The organism is Mycobacterium sp., assembly GCF_049647605.1.
Classification (GTDB): domain Bacteria; phylum Actinomycetota; class Actinomycetes; order Mycobacteriales; family Mycobacteriaceae; genus Mycobacterium.
The window spans coordinates 64,099-88,388 of record NZ_JBARXZ010000029.1 but is presented as its reverse complement, the minus strand read 5'-3'; the positions used below and the strand labels follow the sequence as shown (position 1 = coordinate 88,388).

At 67.0% G+C, this 24,290-nt stretch carries 18 protein-coding genes; 8 read left to right on the top strand and 10 right to left on the bottom strand.

Annotation, left to right across the window (positions count from 1 at the left end; genetic code table 11):
- Positions 1-251 precede the first annotated feature (251 nt).
- Positions 252-560 (top strand): GlsB/YeaQ/YmgE family stress response membrane protein, encoded by a 309-nt coding sequence (locus WBB07_RS04455; RefSeq protein WP_526305120.1) that lies wholly within the window; start codon positions 252-254, stop codon positions 558-560.
- Here WBB07_RS04455 and WBB07_RS04450 read toward each other — a convergent pair.
- Together WBB07_RS04450 and WBB07_RS04445 are read right to left on the bottom strand one after the other, a co-directional pair.
- On the bottom strand, positions 557-1,600 hold the full coding sequence (locus WBB07_RS04450) for an Acg family FMN-binding oxidoreductase (protein ID WP_526305135.1): 1,044 nt from the start codon (positions 1,598-1,600) through the stop codon (positions 557-559). The two genes, WBB07_RS04455 and WBB07_RS04450, sit on opposite strands and share 4 nt — an antisense overlap.
- 88 nt (positions 1,601-1,688) lie before the next feature.
- Positions 1,689-2,183: a hypothetical protein gene (locus WBB07_RS04445; protein ID WP_526305118.1), complete on the bottom strand. Its 495-nt coding sequence runs from the start codon at positions 2,181-2,183 to the stop codon at positions 1,689-1,691.
- A 96-nt stretch (positions 2,184-2,279) separates the two neighbouring features.
- Here WBB07_RS04445 and WBB07_RS04440 point away from each other — a divergent pair, with 96 nt between their 5' ends.
- Positions 2,280-2,897, top strand: coding sequence for a CGNR zinc finger domain-containing protein (locus WBB07_RS04440; RefSeq protein ID WP_526305116.1), 618 nt, complete (start codon positions 2,280-2,282; stop codon positions 2,895-2,897).
- Here WBB07_RS04440 and WBB07_RS04435 read toward each other — a convergent pair.
- Positions 2,841-3,599, bottom strand: coding sequence for a CPBP family intramembrane glutamic endopeptidase (locus WBB07_RS04435; protein ID WP_526305114.1), 759 nt, complete (start codon positions 3,597-3,599; stop codon positions 2,841-2,843). The two genes, WBB07_RS04440 and WBB07_RS04435, sit on opposite strands and share 57 nt — an antisense overlap.
- Before the next feature lie 97 nt (positions 3,600-3,696).
- Between WBB07_RS04435 and WBB07_RS04430 the strand changes: the two genes are divergently transcribed.
- Genes WBB07_RS04430 through WBB07_RS04410 form a run of 5 tightly spaced genes read left to right on the top strand, consistent with a single transcriptional unit; the run spans position 3,697 to position 11,944 of the window.
- Positions 3,697-6,159 carry a phosphoketolase family protein gene (locus WBB07_RS04430; protein ID WP_526305112.1) on the top strand — a complete coding sequence of 821 codons (2,463 nt, stop codon included), beginning with the start codon at positions 3,697-3,699 and terminating at the stop codon, positions 6,157-6,159.
- Positions 6,160-6,195: 36 nt separating this feature from the next.
- Positions 6,196-8,532: a CaiB/BaiF CoA-transferase family protein gene (locus tag WBB07_RS04425; protein ID WP_526305133.1), complete on the top strand. Its 2,337-nt coding sequence runs from the start codon at positions 6,196-6,198 to the stop codon at positions 8,530-8,532.
- Positions 8,529-9,956 (top strand): aldehyde dehydrogenase, encoded by a 1,428-nt coding sequence (locus WBB07_RS04420; RefSeq protein WP_526305110.1) that lies wholly within the window; start codon positions 8,529-8,531, stop codon positions 9,954-9,956. The genes WBB07_RS04425 and WBB07_RS04420 overlap by 4 nt, the downstream gene beginning before the upstream one ends.
- A 31-nt stretch (positions 9,957-9,987) precedes the next feature.
- The gene (locus WBB07_RS04415; RefSeq protein ID WP_526305108.1) at positions 9,988-11,478 is read left to right on the top strand and encodes an acetyl-CoA acetyltransferase; all 1,491 of its coding nucleotides are present in this window, start codon (positions 9,988-9,990) and stop codon (positions 11,476-11,478) included.
- Between the two features lie 40 nt (positions 11,479-11,518).
- Positions 11,519-11,944: a nitroreductase family deazaflavin-dependent oxidoreductase gene (locus WBB07_RS04410; RefSeq protein WP_526305131.1), complete on the top strand. Its 426-nt coding sequence runs from the start codon at positions 11,519-11,521 to the stop codon at positions 11,942-11,944.
- A 7-nt stretch (positions 11,945-11,951) separates the two neighbouring features.
- On the opposite strand, the gene WBB07_RS04405 is transcribed toward WBB07_RS04410, so the two are convergent.
- The 5 genes from WBB07_RS04405 to map all read right to left on the bottom strand — a co-directional run bounded on the left by WBB07_RS04405 (position 11,952) and on the right by map (position 20,363).
- Positions 11,952-15,101, bottom strand: a complete 3,150-nt coding sequence (locus WBB07_RS04405; protein WP_526305106.1) for an ATP-binding protein — start codon at positions 15,099-15,101, stop codon at positions 11,952-11,954.
- A complete protein-coding gene (locus tag WBB07_RS04400) occupies positions 15,098-15,721 on the bottom strand; it encodes a hypothetical protein (RefSeq protein ID WP_526305104.1) in 624 nt (207 codons plus the stop codon). The genes WBB07_RS04405 and WBB07_RS04400 overlap by 4 nt, the downstream gene beginning before the upstream one ends.
- 112 nt (positions 15,722-15,833) lie before the next feature.
- Positions 15,834-17,048, bottom strand: a complete 1,215-nt coding sequence (locus WBB07_RS04395) for an NAD(P)/FAD-dependent oxidoreductase (RefSeq protein ID WP_526305102.1) — start codon at positions 17,046-17,048, stop codon at positions 15,834-15,836.
- Between the two features lie 139 nt (positions 17,049-17,187).
- On the bottom strand, positions 17,188-19,524 hold the full coding sequence (gene lon, locus WBB07_RS04390; protein ID WP_526305100.1) for an endopeptidase La: 2,337 nt from the start codon (positions 19,522-19,524) through the stop codon (positions 17,188-17,190).
- A gap of 65 nt (positions 19,525-19,589) precedes the next feature.
- Positions 19,590-20,363 (bottom strand): type I methionyl aminopeptidase, encoded by a 774-nt coding sequence (gene map / locus WBB07_RS04385; protein ID WP_526305098.1) that lies wholly within the window; start codon positions 20,361-20,363, stop codon positions 19,590-19,592.
- Positions 20,364-20,460: 97 nt separating this feature from the next.
- On the opposite strand from map, the gene WBB07_RS04380 reads away from it, so the two are divergent.
- The gene (locus tag WBB07_RS04380) at positions 20,461-20,727 is read left to right on the top strand and encodes a helix-turn-helix domain-containing protein (protein WP_526305096.1); all 267 of its coding nucleotides are present in this window, start codon (positions 20,461-20,463) and stop codon (positions 20,725-20,727) included.
- Positions 20,728-20,745: 18 nt separating this feature from the next.
- Here WBB07_RS04380 and WBB07_RS04375 read toward each other — a convergent pair whose 3' ends face one another.
- On the bottom strand, positions 20,746-22,146 hold the full coding sequence (locus WBB07_RS04375) for a mechanosensitive ion channel domain-containing protein (RefSeq protein ID WP_526305130.1): 1,401 nt from the start codon (positions 22,144-22,146) through the stop codon (positions 20,746-20,748).
- Complete coding sequence (locus WBB07_RS04370; protein ID WP_526305094.1) at positions 22,146-24,278, bottom strand: adenylate/guanylate cyclase domain-containing protein; 2,133 nt, start codon at positions 24,276-24,278, stop codon at positions 22,146-22,148. Before WBB07_RS04370 ends, WBB07_RS04375 begins: the two co-directional genes overlap by 1 nt.
- Between the last annotated feature and the right edge of the window lie 12 nt (positions 24,279-24,290).

Genomic DNA, 24,290 nt, shown 5'->3' with positions numbered 1-24,290 from the left:
GCGCCGCCCCCGGCGCCTCGTAACCAGGTGGGCGTGCCCGTCCCGGTCACCACTCCGGTGCCCGAGATGTCGCCACCTCCGGCATGATCTGACGGTTTCACCAAGTAGCCCCGGCCCCCAAGGGTTCGGGGCTACTTGCTATCGGTTGCCGATCGTGCCCGTTTGGCCGGTTGAATTGTGACCCGTTCGGGCTATACCGGAGTGAGGGTCCGGCGATGTGCTGGACCCAGGCAGTGTTACCAGGAGGGCTCATGGACGCGACGTTCGTTGCTACATCAACAGAGTTGTTGGCCCGTTCCACGACGCTGACCAGTGTGGGCTGGATCGGCTACATCGTCATCGGGGCGATCGCCGGCTGGATCGCCGGCAAGATCATGAAGGGCGGGGGTTCCGGGATTCTGATGAACATCGTCATCGGGATCGTGGGTGCACTGATCGGCGGATTCCTGCTGAGCTTCATCCTCAACACAGCCGGGGGAGGTTGGTGGTTCACCCTGTTCACCGCGATCCTCGGCTCGGTGATCTTGCTCTGGATCGTCGGGAAAGTGCGTAAGGCCTAGCCGCGCAACGTAACCCGCTCGCCCCCGAGGTGCTCGAGGTGGTGGAGCACCTCGGACAGCGGTCGCCGCGGGGTGGCGGGCAGTGGATCGGCGTTCAGTGGCGCCCAGCCGACCCGCAGCAGCATCTGTGGGAATCCGTCGCCGCCGAGGACCATCGACCGAACCGCATCCCGGGTGCTGTCTATCTCCAGGGGTTCGGTCAGCGGGCAGCTGGAAAGGCCCAACGCGGTCGCCGTGAGCAGTACGACGCCGGTCGCCTCGCCGGCGCGCAACACCGCCAGCGCATCATCGGTGGCGGTGCCCAGCGCCAGGACCACTCCCGCGTCGTCGCCGGCGTGCGCCCCGCGCGGCTGGGGCAACCTCGGATTGGCAAACATCCGGGCGGGCAGCTGGGTGTGCGCGGCCGGAGCGGGTGTGCTGCGGGCCGGCACCCCGGCGACCGCTCCGTAGCGACCGCTCCACTGGGACAGCTCGGCGATGTAATTGTCATCCTCGGCGTGCCGGTGCACCGCGTCGGAGATGATGCCGCTCAACTGGTTGGCAAACTCGACCCGGCGTAACACCACGCCGCTGCGGGCAGCGCGGGACGCCATCAGCGCCACGTCTCCGCCGGGCACTGGCCACGAGCTGTACCAGCGCCGGTCGGTGCGGCGGCGGGGAATGGCCGCCGCCAGCGCGATCTCCTGCTCACTGCCGCCGTGTCCGCAGATCTCGATGCTGGCGAGATGGTCGGGTTGTGCCGGGTCGGGCAGTCGATGCACGTGTGTCTGCCAGCCGAGGGCGGCCAAGGCCACCGTCAGGTGCTGCAGCGCGATGCCACAGCTGAGCAGCAGATCGCGGCGTGCCGGGTCGGTGTGCGGAAGGTGCCGTGACGGGTCGGCGTAGAGGTGCACCGACGTGGCACCGATGCGCCACAGCCAGGGCTGGGAGTTGTGAATCGACGGTGCCCGGATCGCAAGTGCGATGGCCGCGCGGATGGTCTCCTCATCGGGGATATCCGGCAGGTCTGGGGTGCCGTCCTGAGCCAGGATGTCGTCCATGGAATTCACTGTGGCACTGCTCACGACAGGAGGGTCTGTGAAAAGGGCCCCGATCGCGTGCCATTGGTCCCTACTTCGCTGGGTCGCCCTAGAGTGCGGCCAGGACTCCGCGCAGCTGTGCCGCGAGGCTGCCGCGGTGGGGTCGGTGCACCGGGCCGTACAGCGGGCCGCAACCGTCGCCCAGTAGCAGCCGTAACCGGGCCACGCCGCGGGGCCGCACCGGCGGTGATGTTTCCAGCCGCACGGTGATCTCTTCGAGGAGCGCTGCATCGGCAAGGACCGCGGCTCGATCCAGGCGAACACGCAGCGTGAGGCCGCTGTGAGACTGCAGCGCCGCTCGGCGCACCGACCGCAGCGAGCTCGCCAGCTGCCGGTGTTCCTCGGGTGACGCCAGCCGGGCGGCGTGGGCGGCCAGCACGGAGCCCGGGCAGATCGGGGTGCCTCGGTCGATGATGTGGTCGAGGCGGGGCGCCAGGGCCCGCGCTTGTAGTCGGCGCCACCGAGAAGGAGTTGCCGCCGATGGGGTGGCCTGACGGACTGAGGTGTTGAAGAGCATTTCCATCGCGGCCCGATTGTGTGTCATCTTCACCCCTCGGCTTTCGTGACCTGCAATGACGCTACACCGGTCATTCATGACCAGTCAATCGTTTTTACCGGTCATTGAGAGTAGGTTCGAGACATGACCACACCGTTCGGTGACGAGGAAACCAAACCGGCACCGGGCCGTCTGGCCGAGGTGCAGGCGCTGATCAACACGCGGGATGTCGAAACCGGCGCGGACCTGCTCACCGACATCGACTCCGCACAGCGCTGGCTGACCGACAACGGGCTGGCAACCGGTGTCGTCACCCGGCCGGACATCGTCGCCGTTGTCGCCGTCCGGGAAGCGCTACGGGCCCTCATCCTCGAGAACGGCGGTGGCCCCACACCGGGTGAGGACGAGTTGCACGGGCTGCGTGCCGTCATGGCGCGCAGTGCTGCGCACGCCACGTTGGGAGCCGACGGCATGGTCCGCGTGGAACCGGCCGCAGACACCGTCGACGGCCGGCTGCTCAGCTTGCTCCTGGTGGTGCGCGACGCCCAGGCCGACGGGAGCTGGAGCCGGCTCAAGGCCTGTGGGAACCCCGACTGTCGATGGGCGTTCTACGACCGGTCCCGCAACCACGGTGGCACCTGGTGCGATATGACCGGATGTGGCAACAAGCTCAAGAACCGTGATTTCCGGGCGCGGCGGCGCCGTTCAGGTGGAGGCGTGCCAGACCAGGGCGGCGGCCAACGCGCCCATCCCGTTGAGTGACCAGTGCAGGGCGATCGGGGCGATCAGGCTGCCGCTGCGCCGGCGCAGCCAGGTGAACACGAACCCAGCCACACCGGTGGCGATCACCGCCAGCACCACGCCGGCGATCATGCCGAACACCCCACCGCCAAAGACCCGGGTGAATCCCACATTGCTGCTGGTCAGGCCCAACGATGTCGAGATATGCCACAACCCGAACAGCAATGATCCCGCCGCGGCGACCCCGCGGAATCCCCACGCCCGGTCCAGCGCACCGTGCAGGACACCGCGGAAAGCGAGTTCCTCGGGAATGACCGTCTGCAACGGGATGATGATCATCGAGGCCAGCAGCGCGCCGGAGATGGTGGCGTAGTTGTCGTTCATGAACATCGGCCGGGTCCACGGCAACATTGCGCCGATGGCGACCACAGACAACACCAGCCCCACGGCCGCTGCGGCGTAACCGATCCCCGACCGCCACTGCTCGCGCCCCAGGCCGAGCTCGGTCCAACCGAGGCCGCGCGCACGGACCAGGACCAACAGGCCGAGCGCGGCCGCCGGAATGGTCGCGATACTGGCCCACGGCGTGGTGAAGTGCGCGATCAGATTCGACGCCGTCAGCACCACAACAACGATCGCGATGTCGACATAGATGCGGAAATGGTGAATCGCCGACAACTGGGCCACCAACGGATGATGCGCGGCCGCGGCGTGTTCAGGCATCAGATCAGAATACCGCCACCCGGGTGAGACCAACTGTTCGCGAGAATTCGCTTTGCAGCGGTGGACGTACGCGAGAGTCTGTAGCAACTTGGGTGCTATGACTGCGACCGCGTGGCGACGAATCCAAAGTGCCGAACTGGGCGATGACACCCTGGCGAGTCTCGACGGTTGGTGGCGGGCGGCGAACTACCTCTCGGTCGGCCAGATCTACCTGTTGAACAACCCACTGCTGCGCTCACCGCTGACGCGCGACGACGTGAAACCGCGGCTGCTCGGCCACTGGGGCACCACGCCGGGCCTGAACTTCCTGTACGCACACCTGAACCGGGTCATCAAGGCCAGAGCGCAGTCGACGATCTATGTGACCGGACCCGGGCACGGTGGCCCCGGCCTGGTGGCCAACGCCTACCTCGACGGCACCTACTCCGAGATCTATCCCGACATCACCGAGGACGAGGAGGGGTTGCACCGCCTCGTCCGGCAGTTCTCCTTTCCCGGTGGCATCCCCTCGCACGTCGCCCCGGAAACGCCGGGCTCCATCCACGAAGGCGGCGAGCTCGGGTACGCGTTGTCCCACGCCTACGGTGCGGCGTTCGACAACCCGGACCTGCTGGTGGCGGCAGTGGTCGGCGACGGCGAGGCGGAAACCGGGGCGCTGGCCACCAGCTGGCACTCCAACAAATTTGTCAACCCGGTCCATGACGGCGTGGTGCTGCCGATCCTGCATCTCAACGGCTACAAGATCGCCAATCCCACAGTGCTGGCGCGTATTCCGGAAGAAGAGCTACGTGCGCTGATGGTCGGTTACGGACACAACCCGTACTTCTTCGAGGTCGCCGACGATGACACCGACCACGCCGGCGCCCACCGGCGGTTCGCCGCGCTGCTCGATGACGTGCTCAACGAGATCGCCGAGATCAAAGCGCGGGCGGCCGCCGGTGACGACAGCCGGCCCAGCTGGCCGATGATCGTTTTCCGCACTCCGAAGGGCTGGACCGGGCCCGCCGTCATCGACGGCAAGAAGACCACCGGATCCTGGCGTGCCCACCAGGTGCCGTTGGCCAGCGCCCGGGACACCCCGGAGCATCTGGCGGTGCTGGCCGACTGGTTGGGGTCCTACCGAGCCGACGAATTGTTCGACGGTGACGGCAGATTGGTGGCATCGATCGCGGAGCTGGCCCCCGAGGGCCACCTGAGGATGAGCGACAACCCGCATGCCAACGGCGGGCTGCTGCTCAAGGATCTGCGGCTGCCCGACTTCCGTCGCTTCGGTGTCGAGGTGCCCGCGCCGGGTGCCACCATCGCCGAGGCCACCCGGGTGCTGGGGGAATGGCTCGCCGAGGTGGTGCGCCTGAACCCCGACAACTTCCGGATCTTCGGTCCCGACGAGACGGCCTCCAACCGGCTGCAGGCCGTCTACGAGGTGACCGGCAAACAGTGGAACGCCGAGTTCTTCAGCCCGGAGGTCGACGAGCATCTGGTCCGGGCCGGCCGTGTCATGGAGATGCTCTCCGAGCACCAGTGTCAGGGCTGGCTCGAGGGGTACCTGCTGACCGGCAGGCATGGGCTGTTCAGTTGCTATGAAGCGTTCATCCACATCATCGACTCGATGTTCAACCAGCACGCAAAATGGTTGAAGGTCACCAACCACATCCCGTGGCGTCGCCCCATTGCCAGCCTCAATTACCTACTGTCCAGCCATGTCTGGCGTCAAGACCACAACGGCTTCTCGCATCAGGATCCCGGTTTCATCGACCATGTGGTGAACAAGAGCGCCGATGTGGTGCGGGTCTACCTGCCGCCGGACACCAACACCTTGCTGTCCACGTACGGGCACTGCCTGCGATCCAAGCAGTACGTCAACGTCGTGGTGGCGGGCAAGCAGCCGCACCCCAACTGGTTGACCATGGAGCAGGCGATCGCACATTGCACGCGTGGGCTCGGAATCTGGGACTGGGCGGGCAGTGAAGTGCTGGGATCGGATCCCGACGTGGTGATCGCCACCGCGGGTGATGTCCCGACGCTGGAGGGTTTGGCGGCTGTTGATCTGCTGCGCACCCACCTGCCCGAGCTGAAGGTGCGTTTCATCAACGTCGTCGATCTGATGCGTTTGCAAGACGACACCGAGCACCCGCACGGGCTGTCCGGCCGCGAGTTCGACATGCTCTTCACCGCCGACAAGCCGGTGATCTTCGCCTACCACGGCTACCCGTGGTTGATTCATCGCCTCACCTACCGCCGGACGGGGCACAGCAACATCCACGTCCGTGGCTACAAGGAAGAGGGCACCACCACAACACCGTTCGACATGGTGATGCTCAACGATCTGGACCGCTATCACCTGGTGATCGACGTGATCGACCGGGTGCCGTCGCTGCAGTCCCGGTGCGCGACATTGCGGCAGGCCATGGTCGACAAGCGGTTGGCGGCGCGCGAGTACACCCGCGCGCACGGCGACGACATCCCCGAGGTGCGGGACTGGGTATGGCCGGCCGCGCGTGGGGTGGGCAGCGGTGGACCCGGTGGTGGTGGGTCCGACACCGGAGGCGACAACGAGTAGCAAGGTGGTGGCCGTCATACTGTGATGGTGGCCACTGTGGACGGGTGTCAACTGCTGGCGTCGGTGCGGGTGCTCGACCTGGGTTCCGGTAGCGCCGACGGCGTGACCCGGCTGCTGGCCGATCTCGGTGCCGACGTGCTCAAGGTCGAGCCGCCGGGCGGCTCACCCGGCCGGACAGCGTTGCCGCGGCTCGGCGGGGCCGGCGTGGCGTTTGCACTGCACAACGCCAACAAGCGCAGTGTGGTGCTGGACCCGGTCGACGATCGGAACCTCCTGCGCGAGTTGGTCTCCGAGGCGGACATCCTGGTCGATTCCGGCCAGCTCGGCGAGTTCGGCACCAGTTGCGCCGAACTCGCCGAGGAGTACCCGCATCTGGTGACGATGGCGGTCTCCGACTTCGGCCTGCATGGCCCCCGGGCCGGCTGGCGTGCCAGCGACGCCGTGCTGTACGCGTTGTCGTCGGCACTGTCACGGTCGGGACCGGCCCTGGGAACGCCGGTGCTGCCGCCGGACGGGATCGCCACCGCGACCGCCGCCGTCCAAGCAGCCTGGGCGGTGTTGGTCGCCTACTATCACCGGATCCGTTGCGGGCGAGGGGATTTCATCGACTTCTCCAGGCTCGATGCGGTCGTCGCCGCGCTGGATCCACCGTTCGGCTCGCATGGACAGGCGGCGGCTGGGATGCGGCGCGGGGACCAATGGCGCGGTCGGCCCAAGAACCAGGACGCCTACCCGATCATCGCGTGTCAGGACGGCTTTGTCCGGCTGGTGGTGATGGCGCCCCGGCAGTGGCGCGGCTTGCGGGCGTGGCTGGGCGAGCCCGAGCAGTTCCAGGACCCCAAGTTCGACATCATCGCCGAGCGTTTTGCCGCGTGGCAGGAGATCGGCGCGCTGCTGCAAGCTCGGTTCGCCACGCAGACGATGGCGGAGCTGGTCGCCACCGGCCAGTCGTTCGGGGTGCCCATCGCCGAGGTGCTCGAGCCTGCCGACGCGTTGACCTGTGAGCATTTCCAGACTGTCGGCGCGGCAGCGACAGTGGAACTGGCAGAAGGGTTTTCGGCCGTCGCGCCGACGGGCTACTATACCGTCGACGGTGCCCGGGCCGGCTTCCGGACACCCGCTCCCGAGCCTGGGTCCGACAAACCGCGCTGGGCAACAACGCGGTTGGACTCCCGACCTGCGACCGAGCCGGAGGGGCTGCCCTTCGCCGGTCTTCGGATAGTCGATCTCGGCATCATCGTCGCAGGCGGCGAATTGAGCCGGCTGTTCGCCGATCTCGGAGCCGAGGTCATCAAGGTGGAGAGCAGGGCGTACCCCGACGGGCTGCGGCAAGCCCGGGCGGGTGACCAGATGAGCGAGTCGTTCGCCTGGACGCACCGCAACAAATCCGGTCTCGGGTTGGAACTGCGCAGCCCGGCCGGGGCCGAGGTGTTCGCTGCGCTGCTCGCCGACGCGGACGCGGTGTTTGCCAACTTCAAGCCGGGGACTCTGACCGCATTGGGCTTTCCGTACTCGAAGATGTGCGAGATCAACCCGGATCTGGTGCTGGCCGAGAGCAGCGCCTACGGCGACACCGGACCGTGGAGCACCCGCATGGGCTACGGGCCGCTGGTCCGGGCCGGCACCGGGGTGACCCGGCTGTGGACCTCAGAACCCGATGCCGACGATCCCGAAGCGGCCGACGGTCGGCACCGGTTCTTCGATGCCACCACCATTTTCCCCGACCACGTGGTGGGCCGGATCACCGCGATCGGGGCGCTGGCGGCGTTGATCCATCGCGACCGGACCGGATCGGGTGCCCGGATCCATGTGTCGCAGGCCGAGGCGTGTCTGGGCCAGTTGGACACGGTGTTCGTCACCGAGGCGGCGGAATCCGATCCGGCGGTGCTGGAACCCGATACGGCCTCGCACCGGGTGTATCGCTGCGCCGGCGACGACGAGTGGTGTGTGGTGTCGGTTGCCGACGACCGCGACCGGGCGGCGATCGAACAGCTCACCGGTTCGGTGGAGCTCGCGGAGTGGATCGCGAGCAGAGCGCCACTCGCGGTGGCCGAGGCGTTGCAAGCCTGCGGTGTGGCCGCTGCGCCGATGCTGCGCCGCATGGATCTGCTCGACGACCCACACCTGTTGTCACGCGCGGTTTTCCAGCCGATGGAGCATCCGCTGTTCGAAGTGTCCCTGCCCAGTGAGACTGCGGCCGCGCCGTTCGGGCGGATCCCGTCGGCGCCGACCCGGCCGGCGCCACTGGCCGGCCAGGACACCCGCGACATCTGCCGCAGGGTCCTGGGCCTCGACGAACCCGCCATCGAGCGATTGTTCGACGCCGGGGTGCTGTTCAGCCCGCATGCCTGCGATGAGAAGGACCTGACATGACCGATACCGGACGGGTGTACATAGGCGGCACTTTCCGCCGGGCCGCCACCCAACCTGTCTACGAGGCCGCCACCGGCGAACATCTCGGTGACGGTGCCAGCGCCACCACGGCGGACGTCGACGCCGCGGTGGCGGCTGCGGCGGCCGCGTTGCCGGTGTGGCGGGACACCCCGGCCACCGAGCGTGCCGATCTGTTGCGGGCCTTCGGTGCGGCACTGGTGGAGCGCGCCGCGACCACCGCGGAACTGGTCAGCCGTGAGAACGGGATGCCGATCAGGCTGTCCCGCGGCGCCAACGGGATGTTTCCCGCCGTGCTGCTCGACTACTACGCCGGCCTGATCGTCGAAACCCCGACCGAGGAGATTCGGCCCAGCGCGATCGGGCACACCATCGTGCGCCGGGAACCGGTGGGCGTGGTCGCCGCGATCACGCCGTGGAACTACCCACAGGCGTTGGCGGCTATGAAGATTGCGCCGGGGCTGGCCGCCGGATGCACCATGGTGTTGAAAGCATCGCCGGAAACAGCGTTGGACGCACTGGTGTTCGCCGAGGCCGCCGATGCGGCCGGGTTACCGGCCGGGGTGCTCAACATCGTTCCCGGAGACGCCACGGCCGGGACGCACCTGGTCAACCATGTCGGCGTCGACAAGGTGGCCTTCACCGGGTCCACGGCGGCCGGTCGCAGCATCGGGGAGATCTGTGGGCGGCTGATGCGGCCCGTCAGCTTGGAGTTGGGCGGCAAGTCCGCGGCGATCATCCTCGACGACGCCGATCTGGATGCCACCGTCAAAGGGCTGCGTAACGCCTCGTTCGTGAACAACGGGCAGACCTGCCATCTGAGCTCTCGGATCCTGGCACCCAGGTCCCGGTACCGCGAGGTGGTCGAGGCGATGGCGGCGCTGGCGCAGGGGCTCACTGTCGGAGATCCACTGGACAAGGACACCGATATCGGGCCGTTGGTCAGTCGACGGCAACAGCAACGAGTCCTCGACTACATCGGAATCGGTCGCTCCAGCGGTGCCGAACTGGTTGCCGGCGGGTCGATCCCGAAGGATCAGCCGCGCGGCTGGTTTGTGGCTCCGACGGTGTTCGCCGGGGTGTCGAACTCTGACCGGCTCGCGCGGGAGGAGGTGTTCGGGCCGGTGCTCGCGGTGATCCCGTACGACGGAGACGCCGAGGCCGTCGAGCTGGCCAACGACAATGACTACGGCCTGGCGGGCACGGTGTGGTCGGCCGACCTCGAACGGGCCCCCGCGGGGGCGCGGGCGGTGCGCACCGGGACCATCGGGGTCAACGACTATCAGCTGGACATTGCCGCGCCGTTCGGTGGGGTGAAGGCCAGCGGCCTGGGCCGGGAGCTCGGGCCGGAGGGGCTGGCGGCGTATCAGACGGTGAAGTCGATCTACCGACGGGTGCCAAGTTGACACCTGTCAAGAGCTGGTAGCGTTCCTGGCTATGAAACTGGACCCCAACACTCCGGTGCTGGTCGGCTACGGCCAGGTCAATCAGCGCGACGGCAGTGGGACCGAGGCGCAATGCCCGGATCCGGTGACGCTGATGGCAGCTGCCGCCCGCGAGGCCGTCGCCCCGAGTGTGCTGGCGGCCGTGGATGCCATCCGGGTCGTCAACCTGCTGTCCTGGCGCTATCGGGATCCCGGCCTGCTGCTCGGCGAACTCATCGGCTCGGACCGCCCGGCGACCCGGTACACCGGCATCGGGGGCAATGTTCCCCAGACACTGGTCAACGAGGCCTGTCTGGACATCCTGGCCGGCCGCAACCAGGTGGTTCTGCTGGCCGGAGCGGAAACCTGGCGCAGCCGCAGGCGACTCAAAGTCAGTGGGGTACAGCCGGACTGGCCGGTGCAGGATGACACCGTAGCAGTACCACCCGGTGCCGATGATCCGATGGAGATGGCGGGGGACTCCCAACAGCGAATCGGACTCGGGCTGCCCTCAGATGTCTACCCGCTGTTCGAAGAAGCGCTGCGGGTCGCCGCGGGGGAGTCCGTCGAGGATCATCGCCGTCAGATCGGCGGCCTGTGGGCCCGGTTCAACGAAGTGGCACAGTCCAATCCGCACGCCTGGAGCAACGCTGCCCACACCGCGGATGAGATCTGGCAGCCCGGTCCGGGCAACCGGATGATCAGCTGGCCCTACACCAAACTGCTGAACTCCAACAACATGGTGGACCAGGGTGCGGTGCTGGTGCTGACATCGGTGGAGCGTGCCCAGCAATTGCAGATCCCTTCCGAACGTTGGGTTTTCCCGTGGTCTGGCACAGACTCTCATGACACGTACTCGATCACCGAGCGGCACGAATATCACCGCTCACCCGCCATCCGCATCGGTGCCCGCCGGGCGTTGGAACTGTCGGACACCGGCATCGACGACATCGCCTACGTCGACGTGTACTCCTGCTTTCCGTCGGCAGTCCAGGTCGCCGCAGCCGAGATCGGACTGCAGCTCGACGATCCCGCCCGGCCACCGACGGTCACCGGCGGTCTCACGTTTGCCGGCGGTCCGTGGAACAACTACGTGATGCACTCGATCGCCACCATGGCCGAGAAGCTGGTGGCAGATCCGGGCACGCGGGGATTCATCACCGCCAATGGGGGCTACCTCACCAAGCACAGCTTCGGTCTCTACAGCACCGAGCCGCCGCCTCGCCAATTTTCTTGGGAGAATGTGCAATCCAGCGTCGACCGGGAACCCACCCGACGCGCGCTCATCGCCTGGGAAGGCGTCGGCACGATCGAGAGCTGGACTGCGCCCTTCGGCCGCGACGGTGCGCCGGACAAGGCGTTCCTGGCGGTGCGCACCCCCGACGATGCCCGCACCCTCGCGGTGCTCCCGGACCGGGCCGGCGCCGAGGCAATGGTCACCGAGGACCTGGCCGGCGCAAAAGTGACCGTCCACGCCGATGGAACCGCCACCTTGGTGGGCTGAGCGGGGAACAATCCGCCGGGGTTCGGTGCTGCTCAACATCATGGACAAAGAACAGTTGGACGTGATGAATTCGTCGGTGATCAGCGAATTCCGGACCTCCGGTGGTAGCGCGGGTGGAATCTTCGAGGGCAAACCGCTGGTGCTGCTACATCACATCGGTGCAAAATCCGGTGTCGAGCGCATCGCACCGCTGGTCCCGTTGGTGGACGACGGTCGCGTCTACGTCTTCGCCAGCAAGGGCGGCGCCGACCGCAATCCCGACTGGTACGGCAACCTGGTGGCCAACCCGAACGTCACCGTCGAACTGGGCGCCGAGGTGTACACCGCAACCGCACGGCCGCTGGAGGGTGACGAGCGTGACGTCATCTACGCCAAGCAGAGCGCACTCGAACCGCAGTTCGCCGAGTATCAGCGCAACACCGAGCGCGTCATTCCGGTGGTCGAGCTGGTCAAGAACGCCGACTGACACCCGATCAGGCGGATTGACCAGCTCGCGCGAGCTTGAGCACCTCGTCGGTGGTCGGTGGGCTCTGCGGGTGAAACGACAGGCACCACGGCGCCCGGACCCGGTGGAACGCTTCCCCCTCGGTGGCGAGGTAGAAGTTGCCGGCGCGCAGCCGGCTGATATCGGGTACCAACCCACCCTTGACCCGGGCGAGCTCGTTGGCATACGCAATCTGGGTGGACGCGTTGAGCAGACCGTAGACCTGGGTGGCGGCGTTGCCCGGAATGAAGTTGTGCAGCCCCTTCGGGGACTGGGTGGCGTACACCAGCCCCAACCCGTACTTGCGGGCCTGCGACGACAACGCCAGCGTGCTGCGCAGGCTGGTGGTGGTCCGCCCGGACGGGGCGAAGTTCTGGGCCTCGTCCATGACCAGTAGTCCACCCAGCGGCCGGTCCCCGGCGGGATGCCGTTTGATCCAGGCGAACAATGCCATCTGCAGCTGGTTGACAAACCCCTCGCGCTGCTGATCTGAGGTCAGCCCGACCATGCTGATCACCGACACCCTGGCGCGGTAGCCATCCGAGGGGGTCAGGAGCACACCCGGGTCTGCCGATTCGCCATTTCCGCCGAACATCGGGTCGTTGATGGTGGCGGCCTTCAGGTTCTGTCCGATGTCAGCGGCCAGGTCGCGCGCTTTGGTCATGGTGCTGGCCTCGTCGGGCAGGTCGGCGAGCAGGTCGATGAACCCGCGCAGCGTGGTCTGGCCGCGGGAGCCGTAGTACACCAGGGCCTCGCGCAGCACGGCGCGCAGCCGGCCGGCCTTGCCGGAGGATCCCGAGATCAGGGCCCGCGGTTCCAGCGCGGCGACCGCCGATTCCACTGCCTGGGTGAACTCGTCCCGGTCGCTGCGCACGCTCGCAAAATCGGGCAGTGGCTGGAATGACAGCGGTCGGCCGGCTTCCCGGCCGGGGGTCCAGACGACGACCTCGGTGTTGTCCAGATACTCGGTGGCGAGTTTGTCGTCGGCGGGGTCCCATCCCTGGGGGCATTCCGGCCAGGGGCTTCCGAGCCGCGACAGATCGTTGTTGGGGTCCAACACGATCGAGGACACCCCACGAAGGGCGGCCTCTTCGACGATACGTCGCAGGAACACCGTCTTGCCGGATCCGGAGCCGGCAAAGATCGCGGTGTGCTTGCGCAGCGCAACCAGGTCGACGTCCCGGCGTTCACCGGTGGCGACATCGACCCCGAGCGGGATCGCGGTGGCGCTGCGGGGCCGGTTGTCGGTCTCCGGCGCCGCGAGGTGCTCGGCGTGGTGGGAGCTGTCGGTTTGTGGGACCGCAGCCGGTTCGGCGCCGATGATCTCATCCAAAGCGTTGCGCAGCAGCGTGATCGAGTGTGCGGGCTTGCGGGCGGTGAGCCACGATTGCAGATGGTGGGCGTCTTCGCGGATCAGGTCGCGCAGCGCGATCATGGTGCGCAAATCGTCGTCGGACAGCGTCAGTGTCTGCCCGCCGGCGGCTTCCACCTCGGCGATCACCGCTGCGGTTTTCTTCCCGCTGGGCCACGGCGTGTTCCGCAGCAGGTAGAGCTTGCGGCGGCCACTGTGAGAGTTGAAACCTGCTGCGTCGCAGGCATTGCGAATTCTGTTCAATGCTGCGACGGCATTGGAGGCGGCGACTGCGCGGAACGCCCAGTGCTGCTCGTCGTCGGTGGCCGGATCCAGGCTCTGTCGCAGCCGGGCGTGCAGGGTGACGCGGGTGCCCGGCGGGGGATCAACCCGGAAGTCGGCTCCTGCGTCTCCGGCCTCGACGATCCACGAGCGCAGAGCCGCATCGAGGAGTTCCGGCATCGTGGTGTCTTCGCCTTCGGGGTCCAGCGCCACCGCGCTGACCGCCTGACGGCGATACGCCAGATACCGGGCATCGAGGGCGGCCAGCTCGTCGTCGCCGTCGGTGGGCACTGGTGTGGCCACCTCCTCGGGCTCCTGCCGAGGATCGGTAGTTGTTGTCAGCGAGGACAATTCGATGACGCTATCGGTCGCCAGACAGTGCCGGACGTGGCTGTCGGCCCGTTTGAGCAGCTGGCGGGGTGTGTAGTCGGGGGCGTCGGCGAAGGCATCGGGGGTGATCGGCCAGCTGGGGTAGGGCGGGGTGAATCCCACGGTGGCGTAGGCCGCGGTGAACCGGCGCTCCAGGATGGCCCGGCCCAGTTCCGGGGTGGGCAGTCCCTGTAGCGGAGAGGTGACGCGAAAACGATCGGCGACGGTGGACGTCGCTCGCACCCGGATCGATTCCCAGGCGCTGGGAAGGCAGGCGACGACGGCCACCGTGCGTCGCATCGTCTGCCGGATCGACATCAGCCCGTGGGCGACATGCTCGAGATCACGATTGCCGGTCTGGTCGACGGTGGATTCGGTGCGCTCCGGAGACTGCGCCAGCAGGGTGTCGATCTGATCGACGGCCAGCACCAGGGGTCCGGCCAGTGCGACGATCCTCGCCACGTCCCGCACCGTCTCCTGCGGGGTGGACTTCGGCGCCGGCAGGCCCCATTTCGAACGTTCCGACGGTTCGTCGTTGGAGCTCAGGAACGCCTCGCCGATGTCCTGCTCGTCGAAGTCCAGCGACCCCAGCAGTACCAGCGATCGCAGGACGTGCCGGCACTGCCGCACCGACTCCCGGTGCACCTTGAACAGACCCGTCACGAACCGCTCGAGGATATCCGGGGTCAACTCGTCGTCGCCGACGATTGCCCGGCGGTCGGCGCGGCTGACGTGGGCGACGGAGGCCAGTTGCCACAGCACGTCCTTGAGCTGCGTCTCGCGTACGACGCCGGGCCGGCCGAGGCTCTCCAGGATCCCGGCCCGCGCCGATTGCCAAAAGCTGGTTGCGTCAAGGAGTTCGACGATGAAGAAGAACCCGCCGTCGGCCTGGACCCGTTCGCGGACCTGCCCCAGCATGTGGGTTTTACCCGAGCCGGCCTGGCCGCGCAGCACCACGCCGAGGGGGTTGGAGTCCGGGTCCAGCCGGGCGTCGGTCACGGCGTCGAGCACCTCGCCGAGCGGGTCTTCGTTGAGCCCGCTGACATGTAGTCCGGCCTGCGGACGCCACAGGTCGTCGGTGGTGGGGGCCCAGGTCAACCGCAGCGATGACAGCGCATCGCGATCGAGTGAATTCATCGCGCCTCGATCGAGATCAGGTGCTTGTGCTGGTCGCCGATGACAACGGCGGCGTGCCAGTCGAGCTCACCGAGCACCTTCTGGTTCTCCTCGGGGATGAGGTGCACACCCGGTTTGCGATACATCCTTCTCAGTGTGTCATCGAGGTCGTGGTGCGCCACATCGGGTAGCGCGGCCCGCAGCCGGGCCAGGGCCACCCAGGCGCCCGGCTCGGTGGTCAGCCGGCGGTAGGCGTCGTGCACCGACCGCTCATCCGCCGGTTCCGGTTCGGCGGCGGCGAAGACGTCAGCGGGTGCCACGTCGGCGCGATCGAGGTAGCGCCGCAATCCGCGCAACACCGTGTACAGCGTCTTACCCGGCCCGGTCGCCCCGGGCGGAGCGTCGGCGCCCAGGAGTCGGCGGCAATAGGCCCAACCGTCGTCGGTGAGCTCGTGCACCCAGACCCGGCGGTCCTGCACGCTCTCGATCAACGCCTTGCGGTTCAGGTTCTCCCGCTGGGTCTTGTCGAGTCGCGGGCCCAGGTCGACGAGCTCGGGATTGGGCACCGGTCGAGCCTCGGCCATCAGGACCAGCAGCACCGCCTTCTCGGCTCCGGTCAGCTCGTCGAGGCCGATCTTCACGCAGGGGTTCCCTTCGTCGCGTCTGGTCACTGCCACGGGGGCTCAGGGAGTGCCGCTCCGCGGGCCGCCCCATTCTTGCCCACATCGCGGCCGGCGGCCACACGTGGCGGGCCTATCGCAGCTCGCCGAGCTTGACGCCGGGGTCGGTCAGCGTGTCGACGTCGACGGTCGAACCGGCCCGGATGATGGCCTTGATGTCGTCGAGTCCGTCCCAGATGTTGACGTTCATCCCGGCGAGCACACGGTTGTCGGCTGTCAGCCAGAATGCGGTGAATTCGAGATCGTCGACACTGCCGCGGAACACCACCCGCCGATAGTCGGCGGCGTGTCCGACGTACTCCATCCCGAGGTCGTACTGGTCGGTGAAGAAGTAGGGCAGTTCGTCGTAGCTGGCGGTGCCGCCGAGCATGCCGACTGCCGCGACGGCTGGCTGTTTGAGGGCGTTGGCCCAGTGTTCGGTGCGAATCCGGGTGTTGAACACCGGGTGCTCGGCGGCGGCGATGTCACCGACGGCAAAGATGTCGGCGTTGCTGGTTTGCAGTGCCGCGTCGACGGCGACGCCGCCACCGGCGAGGGTGAGCCCTGCTTGTCGGGCCAGGTCGGTGTTGGGGGTGGCGCCGACGGCCACCAGCACCGCATCGGCGGGCACCTGGGTTTTGTCGGCCAACGTCACACCGGAGGAGTTGACGGCCGACACCTGCGTGTTCAGCCGCAGGTCCACCCCGTGCCCGCGGTGCAGTTCGGCAAACACCTCGGCCACTTCGGGTCCCAGTGCCGTCAGCAGCGGCAGCGATGCGGTTTCCATGACAGTGACCTCGACGTCGCGCTGTCTGGCGTTGGCGGCGACCTCCAGACCGATCCAGCCGGCGCCGACGACGGCCAGGGTGTCACCGTCGCGCAGTGCGGAGTCCAGGGCCCGGGCATCGTCGACCGTGCGCAGATAGTGCACGCCGGGATCGTCGGCGCCGGGAAAGCTCGGTTGACGCGGCCGGGAACCGGTGGCCAGTAGGAGTTTGTCGTAGTGAACCGTGTTGTCGTCGGGCAGCGTGACGGTGTGGGCGGCCGGGTCCACCGCCGAGACCGTGGTGCCCAGGCGGAGATCGATGTTGTGATCGCGGAACCAGGCGGACTGGTCCACGGTGAAATCGGACAGCGTTTTCTTTCCCGCCAGGAACTCTTTCGACAGCGGTGGCCGCTCGTAGGGCAGATGCTCCTCGGCCGCGAACAGGATGACGTGGCCGTCGAAATCTTTGGCACGCAGGGCTTCTGCGGTTTTGGCGCCGGCCAGTCCGCCGCCGACGATGACAAATGTCTGTGATCGGGACATGTCGGGACTCCGTTCCGGATTTGAGAATACTCCGGCAAGCGGGCGCGGTAGCGGTGAAGAGGTTTTCTCACGGCGAGCAGCCACAAACTCGGGTGAATCAGCCGGTGATCACCCGAGTTTGCGTCTGCTGGCCGTACTACTAGGCGGCGTCGGTAGCCAACTCGGTAGCCAACCCGCCGGCCGGCTCCAGCGCCTGGGCGACGATCTCGGCCACATCGGTCATGGGCCTGACATCCAGTGCGTCGAGCACCTCGGCGGGCACGTCGTCGAGGTCGGCCTCGTTGCGTGCCGGGATGAACACCGTCGACAACCCGGCCCGCTGTGCGGCGAGCAGCTTCTGCTTGACCCCGCCGATCGGCAGGACCCGGCCGTTGAGGGTCACCTCACCGGTCATCCCGACATCGGAGCGCACCTGGCGTCCGGTCGCCATGGAGACCAGCGCGGTCACCATCGTGACACCGGCCGACGGACCGTCCTTGGGGACGGCGCCGGCAGGCACGTGGACGTGGATCTGGCGGTCCAGCGCCTTGGGGTCGACGCCCAGTTGCTCGGCGTGGGCCCGGACGTAGGACAGCGCGATCTGCGCCGACTCCTTCATCACGTCACCGAGCTGACCGGTCAACTTCAACGCCGGCTCACCGTCATTGGACCCGGCTTCGATGTAGAGCACGTCGCCGCCGAGACCGGTGACGGCCAGGCCGGTCGCCACCCCCGGAACCGCGGTGCGTTCCGTGGAATCCGGGGTGAACCGGGGCCGACCCAGATACTCGACCAGGTCCGGTTCGTCGACGGTGATCGGCGCATTGCTGGAGTCGATCTTGGTCGTCACCTTGCGCATCGCCTTGGCCAGCAGCCGCTCGAATTGCCGCACACCCGGTTCGCGGGTGTAATCCGCGGCGATCTTGCGCAAGGCTGCATCGGTCACGGTCACTTCTTCCGGTGTCAGTGCCGCACGCTCGGCCTGCCGGGGCAGCAGATAGTCCCGCGCGATGGCCACCTTGTCGTCCTCGGTGTAGCCGTCGAGCTGGATCAGCTCCATGCGGTCCAGCAGCGCCGACGGGATGTTCTCGATGACGTTGGCCGTCGCCAGGAACACCACATCGGACAGATCCAGATCCAGCTCCAGGTAGTGGTCGCGGAACGTGTGGTTCTGCGCCGGATCCAGGACCTCCAGCAGCGCCGCCGACGGGTCGCCCCGGTAGTCGGAGCCCACCTTGTCGATCTCATCAAGCAGCACAACGGGATTCAGAGAACCTGCTTCGCTGATGGCCCGGACGATCCGGCCCGGCAGGGCACCCACATAGGTGCGCCGGTGACCGCGGATCTCGGCTTCGTCGCGCACCCCGCCGAGGGCAACCCGGACGAACTTGCGTCCCAGTGCCCGGGCGACGGACTCACCCAGTGATGTCTTACCGACCCCCGGGGGACCGGCCAGCACCATCACCGCACCCGAACCTCGGCCGCCGACAACCGCCATGCCGCGCTGGGAGCGGCGGCTCCGCACGGCCAGGTACTCGACGATGCGGTCTTTGACGTCCTCGAGCCCGTGGTGATCGGCGTCGAGGATCTCGCGGGCGTGCACGAGATCGGTTGAATCCTCGGTGCGTTCATTCCACGGCAGCTCCAGCACGGTGTCCAGCCAGGTGCGGATCCAGCCGCCTTCGGGACTCTGGTCGCTGGACCGTTCGAGTTTGCCGACCTCCCGCAGGGCGGCTTCGCGCACCTTCTCCGGTAGTTCGGCGGCCTCGACGCGGGCCCGATAATCATCTGACCCTTCCGGCTCACCTTCGCCGAGCTCCTTGCGGATGGCGTTCAGCTGCTGGCGTAACAGGAATTCCTTCTGCTGCTTGTCCATCCCGGCACGCACGTCTTCGGCGATCTTGTCGTTGACCTCGGTTTCGGCCAGGTGCTCGCCGGTCCAGTCGATCAGCACCTGCAGCCTGGCCGCCACATCTTCGGTTTCCAGCAGCTCACGCTTCTGGACGTCGGTCAGGTAGGACGCGTAACCGGCGGTGTCGGCCAGAGCTGACGAATCGGTGATCCTGTTGACCATGTCGACGATCTGCCATGCCTCGCGGCGCTGCAGCATGGCGAGCAGCAACTTCTTGTACTCGGCGGCCAGGGCCACGGTGTTGGCGTCGGCTTCGGGCTCGGTCACCTCGGTGACCTGCACCCACAGGGCATTTCCCGGGCCGGTGGTGCCGGCTCCGATGTGGGCGCGACGTTCACCGCGCACGACGGCGGCAGCGCCACCGCTGCCGGCGATCCGGCCGACCTGCACGATCGAGGCCAGCACGCCGTGGGTGGGGTAGCGGTCGTCCAGGCGGGGGGCGATCAGCAGCTTGCCGGATTCACTGGCCTGTGCGGCATCGACGGCAGCGCGGGCGGCATCGTCGAGTTCGATGGGGACGACCATGGTGGGGAGCACGATGGGGTCGCTGACAAACAGCACCGGCACCGAGATGTTTTCGGGCATCAAACCTCCAAAGTTGATTCTGATGCGCTCAACCTCGGTGGTGTCAGGTTTGTTCCCGGGGACCGCTAGTGCGGGGTCCGGCGAGTCAGTACCCGGGCCGGGCCGTCGGCGATTGCGATGGTGTGTTCGCTGTGGGCAGTGCGCGATCCGTCTGCGGAGCGGATGGTCCAGCCATCGGGGTCGTAGACGATCTTGTCGGTGCCTGCCGCGAACCAGGGTTCGAGCGCAAGTGTCATTCCGGGGCGTAGTTTGAGTCCACGTCCGGCGCGCCCGACGTTGGGCACGTGCGGGTCTTCGTGCATGGTCCGTCCGATTCCGTGGCCCCCGAACTCGGTGTTGACCAGGTATCCGTAGTCGGCTGCCACGGCACCGATCGCCGCTGAGACGTCGCCGAGCCGGTTTCCCGCTACGGCTGCGGCGATGGCGGCGGCCAGGGCTTGTTCGGTGGCCTCGACGAGTCGCCGGTCTTCGGTTCGTGGGGTGCCGACGATGATGCTGCGGGCGCAATCGGCGACCCACCCGTTGATGGACACCGCGATGTCCATGGTCAGCAGGTCGCCGTCGGTCAATGAGTAGTCGTGTGGCAGCCCGTGGAGTACGGCGTCGTTGACCGAGAGGCAGATGACGTTGCGGAACGGCCCACGTCCGAATGACGGTGTGTAGTCCCAGTAGCAGGACTGGGCGCCGCGCTGGTTGATCAGTGCCCTGGCCCGGTATTCGAGGTCGAGCAGGTTCACTCCCGGGCGCGCCCGACTCGTGAGGTCGTCGAGCAGGTCGGCAATGAAGGCGCCGGTGACTTCCATTGCGGTGATCTCGTGTGGTGTTTTCAGTTCCAACATCAGCTTTCCTCGGATCTCTTCAGCCAGGGGCGGTATGAAAATACCAGCTCGAGCGAGCATTCGGTATTTTCATACCGGCACGGGGTATCCTGGCCGTATGGTGCGTCTCCCGCTGACCGCAGAACAACTCGCCGCCGGTAAGCGCATCGGCGATCAACTTCGGCAGGCTCGCGGGGACCGCACCCTCGCCGAGGTGGCGCAGGCGGCGGCGATCTCCCCGGAAACGCTCCGCAAGATCGAGACCGGCCGGCTGGCAACCCCGTCCTTCACCACCATCGCGGCGCTGGCCCGGGTGCTACCGGTGTCCCTCGACGAATTGGCCGACATCTGCCTCTCCCGCGGCGGCTTGCAGCAGACGGGCTGAGCCGTGGCGTCGGCGGAGTCAGTCGTCCCCGATGTCCAGCGCCCGACGCACCCACGTCCGGCGTTCCTCGATGGCGCGGCCGATGTCGTGCAGCAGAACCGGTTTGGTCTCCACCAGCTTCTCCAGGTGCACCCGGTTGATCTGGAGCGCGGTCACTTCTTCGACGGCATGGGCGCCGGCCGAGACCGGTTCCCGAGTCAGCGCCGTCTGGCCCAGGAAGTCGCCCTCGGTGAGGATCTGGACCGGGATCACCAGGCCGTCGTCGGAGGTCGCGGTCAGCCGGACCCGGCCCCTGACCACAAACGTCATCCGCTTGGGGACCTGACCCGGGAACTGGATGGTCTCCTCGGCGCCGTACCGCACGACGCGGACGTTCGCAGCGAGCTCGTCCTGTTCTGCCGGCGTGAGTCGCAGGGTGGGAGCAACAAACCGCAGTGCCGTCGCGACGCGTTCCGGGGTGCTGAAGTCGTCCCAGGCCTCATCGAGGTGCAGCCCGGCCCGCCGGGAGGCGTACCAGATCCAGCGCAGGAACGTGGTTCTGGCAGCCCTGTCATCAGACGGTGACCGTAGCGGGATCGTGGTGCTGTACTTGCCGGTGCCGGTGGTCACCGCCGATGCCCGGGCGCCCGGCTTGAGCTGCGGCAGGGTGCCGGCGATTCGGGTCAGCATGCCGCACACGTCATCCGGCGGATCCTCGCTGTCGAACACCGTCTCCACCGAGATGGTGTGGGCGCCGGGTGGCCGACTCAGATTGGTGAACGACGCCCCGGCCAACACCGAGTTCGGCATGATCTGCAGTCCACTGCCGGTATCGATATGGGTTGCGCGCCAGTTCACTTCAACGACGCGGCCACGCGATGACGGGGTGTCGATCCAGTCGCCCAGCTGGAAGGGCTGCTCGAACAGCAGCAACAGACCCGAGATGACCTGGCCGACGGCGTTCTGCAGGGCCAGGCCCAGGACGATCGAGGTGACGCCCAGTGCGGTGAAGAGCCCACCGACGTTGGCGCCCCACACGTAGGACAGAATCACCGCCAGCCCGACCGCGATCAGTGCAAAGCGGGCGACATCGAGGAAGATCGTCGGAATTCGCTTGCGCCAGCTGCCTTCCGGGGCGCTGCGGAACAGCGTGGCGTTGAGGCCGGACAGCAGCACCACCACAACCACAAATCCCAGCACCGTGGCCACGATCCGCACCGGCGTGGTCTCCGCCGAGACCTCCGAACCCTTGATCAGCAGGAGTAGCAGGGCCCCCAGCGGCAGGATGTAGTTGCGGATCAACGCCACCGGTCGCACGAACACGCTGTCGCGGCGAACGAGCGCGTGCTGGATCTCGGTGAGCGCGACCAGCAGTACCGGCAGCCCGACCGCCACCGCAACCGCCCAGACGAACCACGGGTCGCCGAGAAGTTCGGCGATCATGGCCGGTCCGTGAGGCGCCAGATGGGCTCGTCCCCGTCCTCGCCGCCGATCACACCCGCCGAGGTGAAGTCCTTGCTGTCGCGCATCAGGTCATAGACCCGGGAGGTGACGTAGACACCGGGTTGCGGTGAGCCGCTCTGGGCCTGATAGGCGAGATTGACTGCGGTTCCCCACATGTCGTAGGCCAGGCTGGATCGGCCGACCAGGCCGCTGGTGACGGTGCCGGTGTCGATCCCGGCGCGAAGTCGCAGATCACTGTCGGTTTCGCCGTTGAATCGGTCGATGATGCGTTGCATCTCGGCCGCAAAATCGACGGTGCGTCGAACGTTGTCGAGCCGCGGGATGTTCAGCCCGCAGCTGGCCAGATAACCGTTGTGTAGGGTGCGCACCTGTTCGATTCCGAGATCGTCTGCAGCGGCGTCGAATTCGCGAACCAGACGGTTCACGACGGCCAGATTCTCCTCGGAGCTCATTCCCGAGGACAGTTGATCGAGACCGACGATGTCGGCAAAGATCACCGTGACGTCCTGATGGTCCTGGGTGATGTTCTCCTCGCCCTCGCGGTAGCGCTGGGCGACGGTCTCGGGCATCAGTGACAGCAACAATCTGTCGTTCTCCCGGCGCTGTTCGTTGAGCAGTTCGTCCTTGATGGCGAGGTTGCGGCTCATGTCGTTGAATGCCGCGGTCAGATCGCCGAATTCATCTCGAGAGGTGACGGGCAAGTTGATCTCGTAGTTGCCGGAACTGATCTGTTGGGCGCCCGTTTCCAGGCGTCGGATCGGGCGGACGAACAACCGCGAGAACAGCATCGCCGCCAGACACACGACAAAGATGATGGCGGCGGTGGAGAGCACCAGCGTGCGGGTGAACGCCGATACCGGGGCAAAGGCCTCCTGGGTGTTGATCTTGGCGATCACGCTCCAGTGCAGTCCCGGGATGTCCACCGGGGCGTAGGCCTGCAGTGTCTGCTGTCCGAGGTAATCGGGGGCGATCAAGGTGCCGCTGTTGCCGCGCTGGGCCTGCCGGGCGGCATCGGTCTGGATGGGCTGCACCAAGGTGGTGCCATGCTGTCGCAGCGCCTTGTCGGCGACGTCCGGTGGGGTGCCGGCCTCGATGACCTCTCGCTTGTACCGCTGCGGGTCTTCGAGGAACACCCGGGAATCCGAGCGCATCAGGTCGTCGGGTCCGGCGATGATGGTCTCGCCGGTGACCCCCATCCCGGACTCTTCCCAGCGTCGATCCATCGTCATCAACCGGTTGATCTTGGAGACCGGGAACTGCAGCGCCAGTACCCCTTCGACCTGGTCCGGCGGGCCGACCGGTGCCACCAGCCAGGCCGTCGGTTCGTCCGCGGGCGCGTAGTACCCGAAATCGGTGATCCCGACGTAGTCGGCAACGTTGCTGCGTAGCGCCTGCTCATAGGCGTCGCCCAGTTCGCCGCCGCGGAACGGGCCGGTGAAGACATTGGAGCCCAGGTCGACGCCCTTGTAGGCGCTGTAGACCACGTTGCCACGGGTGTCGAGCAGCAGGGCGTCCTCGTACTCGAAACGGGTGACGATCTCCCGGAAGAAGTCGTTGAACCGGGCATTGGCCGCCGACCACGCGCTGCCGTCGCCGGCGTCGTCGTTGTCGATGGCCTGGTCCGGGTCGGGGAACGGGGTGGTGTAGTGGGCCTGCAGATACTGCGCGGCGTTGCCTTTCGGCAGGGTGGCCGGGACATCGATGTCCGCGCCGATCTCTTCGGCCTCGTTCTTGGCGAAGTGGTTGGTGTAGAAGTCGACGATCGAGCGCTGCTGGTCGGGGGTGACGGGTGTGGCGGCAAGTTGATCGAAGCCGTCGGTGAACGCCTGAATGGCCTGGGTGGCGGTGGAGCCGCGAGAGTAGATCACCAGCGAGTTCTGTAGGTCTGCCAACTGGGCCCGCAACTGTCGGTTCTGGGCGTCACGGATCTCGGTCAGGCCGTCGAACACCGATGCGCGCAGTGAGTCCTGGCCGGACTGATATCCGATGAATCCGACCACCGCCGCGGACAACACGCTGGTCAGCAACAGCATCACCAGAAGCTTCGATTGGATGCTGATCCGCGATATCAGCAGCCGGCCTTCCAGCTTTCCGGGCTTTGTCGTCATCGGTTGAGAACA

Bases quoted from the DNA above. Each gene is read 5' to 3' on its own strand.
- WBB07_RS04415 (WP_526305108.1), top strand. From the start codon at position 9,988: ATGAAACTGGACCCCAACACTCCGGTGCTGGTCGGCTACGGCCAGGTC.
- WBB07_RS04435 (WP_526305114.1), bottom strand. From the start codon at position 3,599: ATGCCTGAACACGCCGCGGCCGCGCATCATCCGTTGGTGGCCCAGTTG.
- lon (WP_526305100.1), bottom strand. From the start codon at position 19,524: ATGCCCGAAAACATCTCGGTGCCGGTGCTGTTTGTCAGCGACCCCATC.
- WBB07_RS04405 (WP_526305106.1), bottom strand. From the start codon at position 15,101: ATGAATTCACTCGATCGCGATGCGCTGTCATCGCTGCGGTTGACCTGG.
- map (WP_526305098.1), bottom strand. From the start codon at position 20,363: ATGTTGGAACTGAAAACACCACACGAGATCACCGCAATGGAAGTCACC.
- WBB07_RS04450 (WP_526305135.1), bottom strand. From the start codon at position 1,600: ATGGACGACATCCTGGCTCAGGACGGCACCCCAGACCTGCCGGATATC.
- WBB07_RS04380 (WP_526305096.1), top strand. From the start codon at position 20,461: ATGGTGCGTCTCCCGCTGACCGCAGAACAACTCGCCGCCGGTAAGCGC.
- WBB07_RS04455 (WP_526305120.1), top strand. From the start codon at position 252: ATGGACGCGACGTTCGTTGCTACATCAACAGAGTTGTTGGCCCGTTCC.
- WBB07_RS04395 (WP_526305102.1), bottom strand. From the start codon at position 17,048: ATGTCCCGATCACAGACATTTGTCATCGTCGGCGGCGGACTGGCCGGC.
- WBB07_RS04440 (WP_526305116.1), top strand. From the start codon at position 2,280: ATGACCACACCGTTCGGTGACGAGGAAACCAAACCGGCACCGGGCCGT.
- WBB07_RS04410 (WP_526305131.1), top strand. From the start codon at position 11,519: ATGGACAAAGAACAGTTGGACGTGATGAATTCGTCGGTGATCAGCGAA.
- WBB07_RS04430 (WP_526305112.1), top strand. From the start codon at position 3,697: ATGACTGCGACCGCGTGGCGACGAATCCAAAGTGCCGAACTGGGCGAT.
- WBB07_RS04420 (WP_526305110.1), top strand. From the start codon at position 8,529: ATGACCGATACCGGACGGGTGTACATAGGCGGCACTTTCCGCCGGGCC.
- WBB07_RS04445 (WP_526305118.1), bottom strand. From the start codon at position 2,183: ATGACACACAATCGGGCCGCGATGGAAATGCTCTTCAACACCTCAGTC.
- WBB07_RS04370 (WP_526305094.1), bottom strand. From the start codon at position 24,278: ATGACGACAAAGCCCGGAAAGCTGGAAGGCCGGCTGCTGATATCGCGG.